The 13,518-nt window shown below is 66.0% G+C and carries 13 protein-coding genes; 4 read left to right on the top strand and 9 right to left on the bottom strand.

Annotation, left to right across the window (positions count from 1 at the left end; translation table 11 throughout):
- The first annotated feature begins 70 nt into the window (after window positions 1-70).
- Window positions 71-1,957, top strand: coding sequence for a glycosyltransferase family 2 protein (locus AAFM92_01915; protein ID MEL7299117.1), 1,887 nt, complete (start codon window positions 71-73; stop codon window positions 1,955-1,957).
- A gap of 6 nt (window positions 1,958-1,963) precedes the next feature.
- Here AAFM92_01915 and AAFM92_01910 read toward each other — a convergent pair whose 3' ends face one another.
- The gene (locus AAFM92_01910; GenBank protein ID MEL7299116.1) at window positions 1,964-2,599 is read right to left on the bottom strand and encodes a GntR family transcriptional regulator; all 636 of its coding nucleotides are present in this window, start codon (window positions 2,597-2,599) and stop codon (window positions 1,964-1,966) included.
- Window positions 2,600-2,709: 110 nt separating this feature from the next.
- Here AAFM92_01910 and AAFM92_01905 point away from each other — a divergent pair, with 110 nt between their 5' ends.
- Together AAFM92_01905 and AAFM92_01900 are read left to right on the top strand one after the other, a co-directional pair.
- Entirely contained in the window at window positions 2,710-3,369 is a 660-nt protein-coding gene (locus AAFM92_01905; GenBank protein ID MEL7299115.1) for a pyrimidine 5'-nucleotidase, read from the top strand.
- A gap of 4 nt (window positions 3,370-3,373) precedes the next feature.
- Window positions 3,374-4,579: a UbiH/UbiF family hydroxylase gene (locus tag AAFM92_01900; GenBank protein ID MEL7299114.1), complete on the top strand. Its 1,206-nt coding sequence runs from the start codon at window positions 3,374-3,376 to the stop codon at window positions 4,577-4,579.
- On the opposite strand, the gene AAFM92_01895 is transcribed toward AAFM92_01900, so the two are convergent.
- The 3 genes from AAFM92_01895 to AAFM92_01885 all read right to left on the bottom strand — a co-directional run bounded on the left by AAFM92_01895 (window position 4,576) and on the right by AAFM92_01885 (window position 6,830).
- Window positions 4,576-5,700: an aminotransferase class V-fold PLP-dependent enzyme gene (locus tag AAFM92_01895; protein MEL7299113.1), complete on the bottom strand. Its 1,125-nt coding sequence runs from the start codon at window positions 5,698-5,700 to the stop codon at window positions 4,576-4,578. The genes AAFM92_01900 and AAFM92_01895 overlap by 4 nt on opposite strands.
- A gap of 195 nt (window positions 5,701-5,895) precedes the next feature.
- Window positions 5,896-6,369: an Lrp/AsnC family transcriptional regulator gene (locus tag AAFM92_01890; GenBank protein MEL7299112.1), complete on the bottom strand. Its 474-nt coding sequence runs from the start codon at window positions 6,367-6,369 to the stop codon at window positions 5,896-5,898.
- A gap of 8 nt (window positions 6,370-6,377) precedes the next feature.
- A complete protein-coding gene (locus tag AAFM92_01885) occupies window positions 6,378-6,830 on the bottom strand; it encodes an Lrp/AsnC family transcriptional regulator (protein MEL7299111.1) in 453 nt (150 codons plus the stop codon).
- A gap of 129 nt (window positions 6,831-6,959) precedes the next feature.
- Between AAFM92_01885 and ilvC the strand changes: the two genes are divergently transcribed.
- Window positions 6,960-7,982, top strand: a complete 1,023-nt coding sequence (gene ilvC, locus AAFM92_01880) for a ketol-acid reductoisomerase (protein ID MEL7299110.1) — start codon at window positions 6,960-6,962, stop codon at window positions 7,980-7,982.
- Window positions 7,983-8,038: 56 nt separating this feature from the next.
- Here ilvC and AAFM92_01875 read toward each other — a convergent pair whose 3' ends face one another.
- From AAFM92_01875 to AAFM92_01855, 5 genes are all read right to left on the bottom strand, one after another.
- Window positions 8,039-8,203 carry a hypothetical protein gene (locus tag AAFM92_01875; protein MEL7299109.1) on the bottom strand — a complete coding sequence of 55 codons (165 nt, stop codon included), beginning with the start codon at window positions 8,201-8,203 and terminating at the stop codon, window positions 8,039-8,041.
- 120 nt (window positions 8,204-8,323) lie between these two features.
- Complete coding sequence (gene folP, locus AAFM92_01870; protein MEL7299108.1) at window positions 8,324-9,157, bottom strand: dihydropteroate synthase; 834 nt, start codon at window positions 9,155-9,157, stop codon at window positions 8,324-8,326.
- 140 nt (window positions 9,158-9,297) lie between these two features.
- Window positions 9,298-10,182 carry a dihydroneopterin aldolase gene (locus tag AAFM92_01865; protein ID MEL7299107.1) on the bottom strand — a complete coding sequence of 295 codons (885 nt, stop codon included), beginning with the start codon at window positions 10,180-10,182 and terminating at the stop codon, window positions 9,298-9,300.
- Window positions 10,183-10,242: 60 nt separating this feature from the next.
- Entirely contained in the window at window positions 10,243-10,821 is a 579-nt protein-coding gene (locus AAFM92_01860; protein ID MEL7299106.1) for a cell wall hydrolase, read from the bottom strand.
- Window positions 10,822-10,973: 152 nt separating this feature from the next.
- Window positions 10,974-13,460: a putative PEP-binding protein gene (locus AAFM92_01855; protein MEL7299105.1), complete on the bottom strand. Its 2,487-nt coding sequence runs from the start codon at window positions 13,458-13,460 to the stop codon at window positions 10,974-10,976.
- Between the last annotated feature and the right edge of the window lie 58 nt (window positions 13,461-13,518).

Raw genomic sequence — 13,518 nt, 5'->3', positions numbered from 1 at the left:
GCCTGATTAACCATTAACGTCCCATTAACCCGCCCTGCGCTACGAAGGCGCAGGAAGAGGGGAATGGATCATGGCTCACGTCCGGTCGCTGGGCGGCTTTTCCGGCGCTGCCTCGGAGGCCCGCGCGCCGCGGCGCGTCGGCGCCAAACCGTGGGACACGCTCGACGAGCTGACACGAAGCGGGATCATCCCCCTGGATCGCGCCGAGAGCGCGCGACGCGCCGCAAAACGCACGGGTTCACGCCCCGAGGACATCATCCTTCACCGACGCCTCGCCACCGAGGCCCAGATCGCAGCGGCACGGGCCAAGGTCCTCGGCGTCCAGCTCGCCGACCTTGATAGGTATCCACCCGAACGCCTCCTGCTCGACGCCCTGGGCGCCACGGAGGCCATCCGCTTCGGCGTGCTGCCCTGGCGCCGGCTGGGGAACACGACGCTCGTGGCCGCTCCCTCCCAGGAGGCATTCAAGGCTGCCGGGCCCGCCCTCACCGCGTCTCTCGGCCAGTGCGCGCTCGTCATCGCCGAGCCCAACGCCATCACGCAAGCGATCCTGCGCAAGAAGCGCACCTACCTGACGCGCCTCGCAGAAACGCGCGTGCCCATCCGCGAAAGCTGCCGCGCGCTGTTCGGCGCACGCTGGGAGATCGGCATCGCGGCGCTCGCCGTCGCTGTGCTCATCGCCCTCGGCTTCGCCAGTGGCCCCGTGCTGCTCGTAGCCACGTGCTGGGCTCTCCTGACGCTCGTGGCCACGACACTTCTCAAGATCGCCGCCGCCGTGATCTCGCTGACCCGAAAGGTCCCTGCCCCGCCGGACATGCGCGGCCTGCAGACCGCCGCCCTGCCGCGCATCTCGATCCTCGTGCCGCTCTACGAAGAGACCCGCATCGCGCAGCACCTCCTCGCGCGCCTGCAAAAGCTCAACTACCCGCGTGACCGGCTCGACGTGATCCTCATCACCGAGCGGGACGACTTTACCACCCGGGACACGCTGGCGGCCACGGCGCTTCCGCACTGGTTCCGCCATCTCACGGTCCCGCCGGGACGCGTGAAGACGAAGCCGCGCGCGCTCAATTTCGCCCTCGACCATTGCCGGGGGACGATCGTGGGCGTCTACGATGCGGAGGATGCCCCGGAGCCCGACCAGCTCCTTCACGTGGCCGGCGCCTTTGCCCGTGCGGAGGGCGACGTAGCCTGCCTGCAAGGGCGGCTCGACTACTACAATCCCGAGGAAAACTGGCTCTCCCGGTGCTTCACGATGGAGTATGCCGCTTGGTTTCGCGTGCTGCTCCCGGGCCTCGCGGCGCTACATTTTCCAGTGCCGCTCGGCGGGACGACGCTCTTTTTTCGCCGCGCCGCGCTCGAAGAGCTGCATGGCTGGGACGCCCATAACGTCACCGAAGATGCAGATCTGGGCCTCCGCCTCGCGCGGAAGGGGCTCCGCACGGAGCTCATCGACACGGTCACCCACGAAGAGGCCAACTGCCGCGCGTGGCCCTGGGTGCGGCAACGCTCGCGCTGGCTCAAGGGCTATGCCATCACCTACGCGGCCCATATGCGCCGGCCCGCTGCGCTCTGGCGCGACCTCGGCCCATGGGGGTTCCTCGGCGTGCAAGTGCTCTTTCTCTGCACGCTCTCGCAGTTCCTGCTGGCGCCGCTCTTATGGAGCTTCTGGCTCGTGGTCTTCGGATGGGCGCATCCCATCCTGCCGCTTCTCCCAGAGAACGGCCTCCTGTGGATCATGGGCCTTTTCATCGTCAGCGAGCTCAGCGGCCTCGGCCTCGTGGCCCTCGGCCTCAGACAGACACGGCACGGACATATCTGGCCCTGGATGCTCTCGTTACCCGCCTACTTTCCGCTCGGCACGGCGGCGGCCTACAAGGCCGCGGGAGAGCTTCTCGGCCGACCTTTTTATTGGGACAAGACGGTGCACGGCGTGACGCTGACGGCCGAGCCCTGAAGCTGCCTACTCGGCGGCCTCGTTCTTGAGACGCGTGACGAAGGCCTTGCTGAGATGCGAGCGCAGCGCCTCGTCTGCGGCGGCGCCATCGCGCGCTCGGATGGCATCCACCACCGCCTGATGCTCGGCCAGCGCGACCTCCCCCCGGCCCTCGACGGCGAGCGAGGTCGTCGCCATGAGCGCCATGAAGCGATGCACGAGATCGAGCTGCTGCACGAGAAAACGATTGTGCGACGCGAGGTGGACAAGCTTGTGAAAGCGTCTGTTGGAGTGCGACAGCGCCTGCGGATCCCCGATGAGCGCGCGATCGGCGTCCACCATGCTCTGAAGGACCTCGATCTCCTCTGCCGTGGCATGCTGTGCGGCAAGCTGCGCGGCGAGCCCCTCGAGCTCGGAGCGCACGACATAGAGCTCGGCCAGTTCATTGTGATCAAGAGAGGACACGATGAGCGAGCGCCCGTCGCGCGTGAGCATGGATTGGGTCTCCAGCCGCTGCAACGCTTCGCGGATCGGGGTGCGCGACACGCCAAACCGGTCAGCGAGCTCGCTTTCAACGAGACGGTCGCCGGGCTTGTAGACGCCCATGTCGATGGCCTCGAGGATCATCGAGTATGCATCGCGAACGGGAACTTTCACATCCATTGCCGGCGCCTCTTTCGCAGCTGTGTCAGCTTACCCTCACAGGTCAGTGTCAATCAAGCCCACGATGGTCTGCGTTGGACGGCAAGATAAGCCGCGCTAGCCTCAAAGCCATGTTCGACACATGGGTCTTCGACCTCGACAACACGCTCTATCCCCCCGAAGCCCGGCTCTTCGATCAGATCGAACGGCGCATGGAGTCTTTCATTTCGCGTCGCTTGTCGGTGTCTGACGAGGTCGCGCACGACCTCAGGTCGCGCTACTGGGCCGACCACGGGACGACACTGGCGGGCCTCATTGCCCATCATGACGTGGAGCCGGGCGAATTCCTCGCCGACGTCCATGATATTGATTTCACGGGGCTTTCACCGCATCCGCCGCTCGCCGACGCCCTCGATGGCCTGCCCGGGCGCAAGATCATCTTCACCAATGGCGACGTGCCCTACGCGCGCAACGTGCTCGCGGCCATCGGCCTCGCAGAGAGGTTCGACGCGCTCTACGGGATCGAACATGCACGCTACGTCCCCAAGCCCGCGGCGGAAGCTTTCGAAGCCATCATCGCGCTCGACGGCCTCGCCCCCGAACGGGCCGTCATGTTTGAGGATACGCAGCGCAATCTCGAGGTCCCCCATGCGCTGGGCATGACGACGGTCTATGTCGGGCCCGATGCGGCTCAGGGGCCTCACGTACACCATACGACGTCGGATTTGGCGGGCTTTTTGTCTCAGATTGGCGATGCTGCGTTGCCGCAAATGGGCGGGAGCATACGTTAGCCTCATGTTTGACCGCACAGACATCCTTATCTCCGGCGGCGGTGTCGCCGGGCTTACCGCAGCAGCCGCCTTTGGCAGCGCTGGCTTCAACGTCATCTGCGTGGATCCCGCGCCCCCCGTCACGGAGCGTGACGCGGAAGAGGCGGATTTGCGTACGACGGCCTTCCTGCAACCGGCCCAGGACTTCCTGAACAGGGTTGGCGTCTGGCCGCTGATGGCCCCGGAAAGCACGCCCCTGGCCACGATGCGCATCGTCGATGCCGGCGGCGCGGAGCCCGTTGCGCGCGTCAGCCGCGATTTCGAGAGCGGGGATGTGAGCGACGGGCCCTTTGGCTACAACGTGCCCAACTGGCTGATCCGCCGCGTGCTGCTTGAGCGATTGGAAGAATTGCCCAATGTCAGCTTCCGCCCCGGGGTCGCCACCACGCGCTTCCTCGCCCGCACGACAGAAGCGCTCGCCACGCTGAGCGACGGTGCGCGCATCTCCGCCCGCATGGCCATCGCGGCGGACGGGCGCGACAGCTTCATTCGCAAGGCCCTCAACATCGGCGCGCGCCGCATGGAGTTCGGCCAGCGCGCGCTCACCTTCAGCGTCACCCATGACGCCCCGCACGAGAATGTCTCGACGGAAATTCACCGTACCGGTGGACCGTTCACCCTCGTCCCGCTTCCGGACTACGAGGGAAAGCCGTGCTCGGCGGTCGTCTGGATGGAGACCGAGGATAACGCGCAGGCGCTGCTCGCGCTCGACACGGAAGACTTCGAGGCCGCGGCTACGGCCCGCTCGGCCGGGCTCTTCGGCGTGTTGCGCCTCGCCTCCCGCCGCACCTCCTGGCCCATTATCAGCCAGCTGTCGGATCGCTTCTTTGGCCCGCGCACGGCCATCGTGGCCGAGGCCGCCCATGTCGTCCCGCCCATCGGAGCGCAGGGCCTCAACATGAGCCTCTCGGACCTTTCGACCCTTCTGGACCTCGCCACGGAGGACGCGGATGCGCTGGGCTCCGAAACCATGCTCAAACGCTACGAGGAGGCACGCTACGGCGATGTGCGAACGCGTGTGCTGGGCGTCAGCGTGCTCAACCGCACGTCCATGGCCGATCTCGGTGCCGTCAGGGACGCGCGTGCCTTCGGCATCCGCGCGATCCACGATATCACGCCCGTCCGCACGACCCTCATGAGGCTCGGGATGGGCCGGGGCAGCTCCTCCTAGAGCACCTTGTCGACCACGCGCCTGAGCCGTGCCACCGTGGCGTCCACATCGCGCAGCTTGTCGAGGCCGAACAGGCCGATGCGGAAGGTGCGGAAATCCTCGGGCTCATCGCATTGCAGCGGCACGCCCGCCGCGATCTGCATGCCCTCTGCAGCGAAGCGCGCGCCATTCTGGACATCGGCATCGGCGGTGTAGCTCACCACGACGCCCGGCGCCTGAAACCCTTCGGCGGCGACGGAGCGGATCCCCTTTTCCTCCATGAGCGCGCGCACGGCCCGGCCAAGCGCCCATTGCGCTGATTTCGCGGCCTCGAACCCGAATTCCCGCGTTTCAGCGACCGCGTTCCGAAAGTGAACGAGGCCATCGGTGGGCATCGTGGCGTGGTAGGCGTGCTTGCCCGCCTCGTAGGTCTCCATGATGGAGAGCCACTTGCCGAGGTCGATGGCAAAGCTGTTGGATTGCGTGACTTTCACGCGTTCGATCGCGCGCGCGGACAACATGACGAGCCCCGCGGATGGCGTGGAAGACCAGCCCTTCTGCGGGGCAGAGATCAGCACGTCGACGCCGGTGGCCGCCATATCCACCCAGATGCAGCCCGACGCGATGCAATCGAGCACCATGAGCGCGCCCACCTCGTGGGCCGCGGCGGCGAGGCTCGCGATGTAATCGTCCGGGAGAATGACGCCCGCGGAAGTCTCCACGTGGGGGGCAAAGACGATATCCGGCTTCACCTCGTGGATCTTCTCCACCACCTCCTCGATGGGCGCGGGCCGGAAGGGGGATTGCGGGGCGTTGCCCGTGCGCCGGGCCTTGATCACCTCGGTCTCGGCCGTGAATTGCCCGCTTTCGAAGATCTGGCTCCACCGGTAGGAGAACCATCCATTGCGCACGACGAGCGCGCGGGCATCCTGCCCGAACTGTCGCGCCACGGCTTCCATGGCGTAGGTGCCGCCGCCCGGGATGATGGCCACGCCCTCCGCGCCATAGACTTCTTTCAGCGCGCTCGAGAGATCGCGCATGACCTGGCCGAAAGAGGCGCTCATGGAATTGAGCGAGCGATCGGTGAAGACGACGGAGAATTCGTCGAGCCCCTCGGGGTCCACTGTGTCGAGCAATGCCATGGTATCCTCCCTGAAAACCGAAGCTCTGGGTAAAGGCCCGCCGAAGCCTTGGCAAAGTCTACTTCGGTATACTTTGCCTGTTTTTTCCGGGTCTTGGACGGTCCGAGGTCGATTTCGGAGACTGAGGTTTCCCATACGCGCCGCCTATCCCGGACCTGATCCGGGACCTCGCGCTTTGAAGGGGGAGGCCCTGGGTCACGCCCGGGGCGTGAGGCTTTCCATGGGGCCCTCGCGCACCTCTTCGGAGAGGAGCACGTTCGATTCGATATCTCCCACGCCCGGCAAGGTCATGATGCGGCGGCGGAGCACCCGCTCGAAATCGGCGATGTCGCGGGCCGTGACGCGCACGCGATAATCGTAGAGGCCCAGCACATGATCGACCCGCTGCACCTCGGGAATGGCGGAAATCGCACGCTCGAAATCCTCGAGGCTCACCCGCCCGCGCGTGGCCAGCTTGATCCCGAGAAAGACCGTAACACCGAAGCCCAGCGCCTTCTCATCGAGATCGAGGCGCGCCCCTTTCAGGATGCCCGCCGCGCGCAGTTTTTTGAGACGCCGCCAGGTGGCAGGTTGCGACAGCCCCACCCGCCGACCGAGATCGGCCGTGCCCTGCGTGGCGTCGGCATGGAGCGCGCGGAGAAGCGCCACATCGATGGCGTCGGGGATCATGGCGGCGGTCATAGCGGCAGCCCCTCGCGGCGCGAAACCTCCGCCACATGCATCAGCGCCTCGATATCGGCGATGTGGGGCAACGTCAGGATGTGGTCTCGGTAGAGGGCCTGATAGTGACCCATGTCACGGGCGATGACCGACAGCCGGATATCGACGCGACCGAGAAAGGTCTGCAGTTCGATGACCTCCGGCACGGCGCGCGCCGCGGCGAGGAAATCATCGAACGCGCGCGGCGATTTTTCGAGCGTGATGCGCAAAGAGACCTCCACGGCATAGCCGAGCGCGCGCCAGTCGATGCGGGCGCGGAAGGCGCGGATCACGCCGTCGGCGCGGAGCTTCTCGATCCGCCGCGCGGCCGTGGCCTGCGGCACCCGCGCGGCCTCGGCAAGGGCGGCGAGGGGCTGTTCGGGATCGTCTTGCAGGTAGCGCAGAAGGCGGCGATCGGTGGCGTCGAGCATGGTTTTGTTGATATCAGGCATTTGCGCGCATGGATATGCCGGAAAAGAGGTATTTTTCGAAGGATGGAGGAGTGAGGCTCGCGCGCGCATGCGTTAGGACAACGCCAGTTTCATCCAAGGGAGGACGCCATGCGCGTTTACTATGATCGCGATTGCGATGTGAACATCATCAAGGACAAGAAGGTCGCCATCCTCGGCTATGGCAGCCAAGGCCACGCCCATGCGCTCAATCTCCGCGACAGCGGCGCAAAGAACCTTGCCGTGGCGCTCCGCGAGGGCTCTCCCTCCGCGAAGAAGGCCGAGGGCGAAGGCCTGACGGTCATGGGCATCGCCGAAGCGGCGGCCTGGTGCGACGTCATGATGTTTACCATGCCCGACGAGTTGCAGGCCGAGACGTACCGCAAGCACGTCAAGGACAACTTGAAGCCCGGCGCGGCCATTGCCTTTGCCCACGGCCTCAACGTGCATTTCGGCCTGATCGAGGCGCCGGCTGAGGTCGACGTCATCATGATGGCACCGAAGGGCCCCGGCCACACGGTGCGCGGAGAATACACCAAGGGCGGCGGAGTCCCCTGCCTCGTGGCCGTGCACAACGATGCCTCCGGCAAGGCGCTCGAGATCGGCCTGTCATACTGCTCCGCCATCGGCGGCGGTCGCTCTGGCATCATCGAGACGAACTTCAAGGAAGAGTGCGAGACCGACCTCTTCGGCGAGCAGGCCGTGCTCTGCGGCGGCCTCGTGGAGCTCATCCGCATGGGCTTCGAGACGCTGGTGGAGGCGGGCTACGCGCCCGAGATGGCCTATTTCGAGTGCCTCCACGAGGTGAAGCTCATCGTGGATCTGATCTACGAAGGCGGGATCGCGAACATGAACTACTCCATCTCCAACACGGCGGAGTACGGTGAATATGTCTCCGGCCCGCGGGTGCTACCCTATGACGAGACGAAGGCGCGGATGAAAGCGATCCTGACCGACATCCAGACGGGCAAATTCGTGCGGGACTTCATGCAGGAGAACCAGGTGGGCCAGCCCTTCTTCAAGGGCACGCGGCGCATGAACGACGCGCACCAGATCGAGGAAGTCGGCGAAAAACTGCGCGGGATGATGCCGTGGATTTCTGCGGGCAAGCTCGTGGATCAGGCCAAGAACTGACGCGTCTTAATACGAACAAAGGGCCCCGGGCAGTACTGCAGCGGGGCCCTTTTTCTTTACGGAGCTTGGCGATCGCTCGGCGCATCCGCGGCCAAGGAGCTCTTGGGGATGCCGTCATCCTCCTTGCGCTCCAGTGTTTTCTTCTTCGACCTCATCGCGCCGATGATGACGAGCGTAAAGGTCGTAAGGGCGAGAATTGCGAGAAGCGGAAACGTTTCCATCGTATCTTCCTTTCTTGCGTGGGTGCGGACCCTCTTTGTGGAGAGACAACGACACCCGTGCCCGAGCGTTCCATCGACACCCTGACGCAGGATCACGGGGCTGTGAGCGCGGTCAAATTGTCAGGTCACCGCCTGCCAGAGCTGGAGCGCCTGCCGCGTGGGCGCGACATCGTGGATCCGCAGGATCTGGGCACCCTGCGCCACGCCCGCCAGCGCCACGGCGACGGAGCCCGGCATCCGCGCGTCTGCGGCCTCCACGCCCGAGAGCGTCCCGATGAAGCGCTTGCGAGACGCGCCGAGCAGGATCGGGCAACCGAGCCCGTGGAGGAGGGAGAGCCCCCTCAACAGCGCGAGATTGTGGTCGAGCGTCTTACCGAAGCCGATGCCGGGATCGACAATGATCCTATCTCGCGCGACGCCTGCAGCCAGCGCCGCCTCCACTTGCCCCCCGAGCGCGTCGAACACGTCGAGCAGCACATGCTCATAGCGCGGATCTTGCTGCATCGTCTTGGGATCACCCTTGGCGTGCATGATGCAGATCGGCACGCCGGTACGCGCGGCAAGGGGCGCCATGGCCGGGTCGAAGTGAAGTCCAGAGACGTCATTCAAGAGACGTGCCCCGGCGGCCAACGCGGCCTCGCCCACGGCGGCCTTTCTCGTGTCGATGGAGATCGGGAGCTTGGTGTCCATGGCCGCGATAGCAGAAGACGTGCGTGCGATCTCCACATCCGTGGGCACGGTTTCTGCGCCGGGCCGCGTGCTCTCACCGCCAATATCGAGGAGATCGGCCCCCTCGCCTTCCATCCGCTCGGCATGCGCGACCGCGCTCTCTGTGCTGTCGTAGCGGCCGCCATCGGAGAAGCTGTCGGGCGTGACGTTGAGGATGCCCATGAGCCGTGGCTGGTCCATGGAGAGGCCGGCGATGTCCGCGCGTCGTGCCTCGAGACGTTCCATTAGGTGGGAGGGGACGGCCCGCCAATGAATGATGCGCGCACCCTCCCGCGTGATCTCCTCGACATGGGAGAAACGCAGCCATCCGCCTGCGAGCCGCGGGCCCGGCGCGCCGCGCTGGGGCAAAGGTCGGTAGTATCGCCTCAACGAAGGCCGTCGCGCTGGGGCACGTCGCCTGCGGGAACGTCCAGGCCGAGGTTGAGGATTTCCTCCGCCTGCATCTCGTTGGCGAGCCAGGAGATCAGCGCGCCTGCATCGGCGCTTTCGGGGCCTTCGACCGCGTCGAGCACCATTTTGGACGGGGCCCAGACGCTGATCTGCCCGTGGCGCATGCCCCAATCGAGCTCGGTCCGCGTGCCGACGACGACGCAGCGCGGGTCCCGACCGGCGAGCATCCATGCATTCTGCTCGATGGCGAGCAGGTCGATCCGACGCTGAACCGGCGCGTTGCCGCCCTGGGGCGCAGGGGCCTCGGGGAGACCGACGCAGAGGATGAGGGGAGACGGCTCGGCTGCAAGCGCGTCGAGCAGATGCGAAAGAGCGTCATCCGAGATCTGGCGATTGCCCAGGGCCACGATGCGCGGCTGCGGCGTATCCTCGATGGAGAGCACCTTCGGGCCAGCACTCCGCACGATTTCCACTCCCAATGTCCCAGGCCCGCGGTCGAGCTTCTCGATGCGCAGAAAGGCGCGCTCGGCCTGCGGCTCCACAAGGATGCGCTGCGCCACGCGCTCGGCGAGAGTCTCGAGGAGGTTGAGGCGTTCTTCTGCGAGGGCGGCTTCTATGGCCTCGGTGATGCGGTCATAGCTCAGGATGCGGTCGACGTCGTCGGATAAATCTGCGGGTAAAGCAGAGACTTCCACGACGACGTTGAAGCGGATGCGCTGGGTGACGCCTCGCTCCGCCTGGAATGCGCCGATCTCCGCATCGAGGACGAGATCGCGCACGCTGATCCTGTCACGCTCCGGCGCGTCGGCGCGGGCACGTTCCTCGGGATGGGCGAAGGCGAGCGAAAGATCACGGGTCATAGCGCGGCGATACTAGCGCGGCGGGCCGCTCGCAAGCGCTCGCGCGCGACGCCTCTGCGCTCACCCGCGGCGGTAGAACTTGTGATAGCCGATGGTGGTGGTGTGCTCGAACACGCGCGACCAACGCGGGCTGACGGACTGCGTGTGATAGAACTGCGCGCCATTCGTGAGGTTACCCGCCGCACCTGCCATGGAGAGCCGCGCCACGCGCCCCACGAGACGCCACGCGATGGGCTCGCGAATGACCTCGGCATGACCGTCACAGGTATAGGTGAACTGGCAGCGATAGCGCTCGCCCGTGCCTTGATTGATCACCTTGCAGACGGTGTTTGGGAAGCGGGGGCTCTCGACACGGTTGAGAATCACCTCGGCAACGGCGAACTGCCCTTTCACGCTCTCCCCACGTGCCTCGAAATAAAGCGCCTCCGCGAGGCAGCGCCATTCAGGGCCACCCTCGATAAAAGGCTGTGTTTTCAGCCATGCATTGGAGAATTGTACGTCCGGCGCATCGCCTTCGATGCGCGCCCGGGGCGACAGGAGACGCGCGGTCGTCGAGGCGTCCAATTTCGACAAACTCTTGGCCTCGAACGCCACAGCCCCTGAAATAGCGAGCGTGTTGTTCTGGGCAGCCAGCGGCATTGCGAACGAGAAAATTGCCACAATAACAACAAGATAGCGCATAAAATTGTTCCTTTAGGTCAGAAACCCATGGGGCAGCTTTGCGTCAACTGCCGCTCGTAACTCTTTGTTTTAAAGGAGTCCAGACTGTGGCGCTGATTTGGTACGCTGCGTCACACCTGCCGAGCGGTCGCCCGCTCATCAAGGGCCACATGGGCTGCCGCGAGCCGAGCGCCGGGCACGCGAAATGGCGAGCAGGAAACATAGGTGAAGCCGGCCTCCCGGCACATCCTGATCGCCTCCGGGTCCCCGCCATGCTCGCCACAGAGGCTGAGCACCACGTCCGGGCGCGCACCGCGCCCCCGTTCTGCCCCGATCCGGAGCAGTTCTCCCACACCGTCGGTGTCGAGGCGATGGAAGGGATCCTCGGGGTAGACGCCCTGCTGCACGTAGTCCGACATGAAACGTCCCGCATCATCGCGCGAAAGCCCGTAGGTCATCTGCGTGAGATCGTTCGTGCCAAAGCTCAGAAAGGCCGTATGGGGCGCGATGTCACCGGCCCGCAGGGCGGCCCGAGGCGTCTCCACCATCACGCCGATGGTATAGCTCAAATCGCGGCCTGTCTCAGCGCGCACCGCTGCCGCCACCGCGTCGATGCGCTTGCGCACAAGCTCCACCTCCCGCCGGGCGGTCACGAGCGGGATCATGATCTCGGGCGTCACATCGCCGACGCTGAGCGCGGCTTCGAGGATGGCCCGCACCTGCATGTCGTAGATCTCGGGCATCGTGATCGCGAGCCGGACACCTCGCATGCCAAGCATGGGATTGTATTCGGTGAGAGAACGGACCCGCTCCTCCACCTCGCGCACGGGCAGACCGAGCGCCCCGGCAAGGTCGCGCAGGCCTTCGCGGCCCGACGGCAGGAATTCGTGGAGAGGCGGATCAAGAAGCCGCACGCAGACGGGTCGCCCTTCCATGATCCGGAAAAGCTTTGCGAAATCAGCGCGCTGCATCGGCAAGAGGCGCTCGAGCACCGCCGCCCGATCCTCCGGGCTCCCCGCGAAGATCATCTCGCGCATGACCGTGAGCCGGTCTCCCTCGAAGAACATGTGCTCCGTGCGGCAGAGCCCGATCCCCTCGGCGGCAAAGCCCGCCGCGCGCTCGGCTTCCTCGGTGGTGTCCGCATTGGCGCGCACGCCGATGTCCCGGATCGCATCTGCCCAGCTCAGCAAGGTGGCGACGCTGTCGTCGAGCCCGGCCTTCGTCAGCTCGGCCGCGCCGGCGAGCACTTGCCCTGTCGTGCCGTCGATCGTGATCGTGTCACCCTCGGAGAAGCGCCGGCCAAATGCCTCGAAAGCGCGCTTGCCGTCCTGGACGGAGATGTCGCTCGCGCCGACGACGCAAGGCAGCCCAAAGCCGCGCCCGATCACGGCGGCGTGGCTCGTGATCCCGCCGCGCTCGGTCAAGACCGCCTGGGCCGCGTGCATGCCGCGGATATCCTCCGGCGTCGTCTCCCGGCGCACGAGAACGCAGGCCTCTCCGCGCGCGGCGCTGGCCTGCGCCTCGGCGGAGGAAAAGACGATGCGCCCGGAGGCCGCGCCCGGAGACGCCGCGATGCCCCGCGCGATGACGTCGCGCGATGCGCCCGGCGCGATCTGGGAGTGCAGCAATTCTGACAAGGTGGAGGGTGTGATCCGGCGAACGGCCTCTTCGCGGGTGATGACCCCGTCCTCGGCCAGAGCCACGGCCACGGTGACCGCGGCCCGAGACGACCGGGAGATCCTCACCGCATCGAGGATCGCCAGCGCGCCGTTCTCGATGGCGAACTTGATCTCCATCTCCTCCCGCAGCCGCTGCCGCGCAATTTCGCCGTATTCGAGGAGCTCGGCAAAAACCTCTGGCTGATGCTCCTCGAGCGAAGGGCCGCGCGGATCCCGTGTCAGGTAGATGGCGTCGGATTCACCTTGCGCCTCGCGGCCGTGGGCGCGGCTCAGGTAGCGGCCGGTCACCTGCGGTTTGCCGTCCTCGGACGAGACGAACTGGATCACACCGCTGCCGCGTTCTCCCTCGACCGGCATGGGCGCCATGCGTTGGATGATGAGGCCAAGGCCTGCATCCGCCGGCGCGCCCTGCGCCTGCCGGAGAAGCCGGGCCGACGTGCCCTCCCAGGCCCTGGCCATGGCCCGCAGGACTTCTGCGAGCTGCGTTCCCGTCTCCTGCGGCAGCGGCTCGCCCGCCTCGTCCTCGTAGGCGTCGAGCGCCGCGCGAAGCGTCGCGGCATCCGGCGTCCCGAGTTCGGGGAATGCGTCTGCGTCGAGCCGCGCGACATGGAGCGCGTAGGATTGAATGAACCGGAGATAGAGCGCCGTCGCCGCTGCCTCCCCGATCGTTTCGCAGAGGGCGGCATGGCGCGCTCCGTTCATGCCGATATTGAGGATCGCGGCTGGCCCGCCCCAATCCGCATGCTCCGAGGAGGGACGGACCGAGAGGAGATCGCTGGCCTCGAAAGGCCCGAGGATCGTGGCGAGGTCAGGCGCCGCCCCCGCTGCGATGCGGCGCACCGTGGAAAAGCAGAGCGCCACCGTCGTCGGCACCGGCATGCCCAGTCGAATAAGGCGCTGCAGGCATTTTGCACGCCCCCCGTGGAACCGCGCCTTCATGTGCGCGGTGGGCGTTATCGGCGCGATATCGGAAACTTGGAGCTCTTGCTGCACTGCG

Source organism: Pseudomonadota bacterium, from assembly GCA_038533575.1.
Taxonomy (GTDB): Bacteria; Pseudomonadota; Alphaproteobacteria; order Rhodobacterales; family Rhodobacteraceae; genus Shimia_B.
Note: the sequence above shows the minus strand (reverse complement) of the source record. Positions and strands in the feature narration are given on the sequence as shown.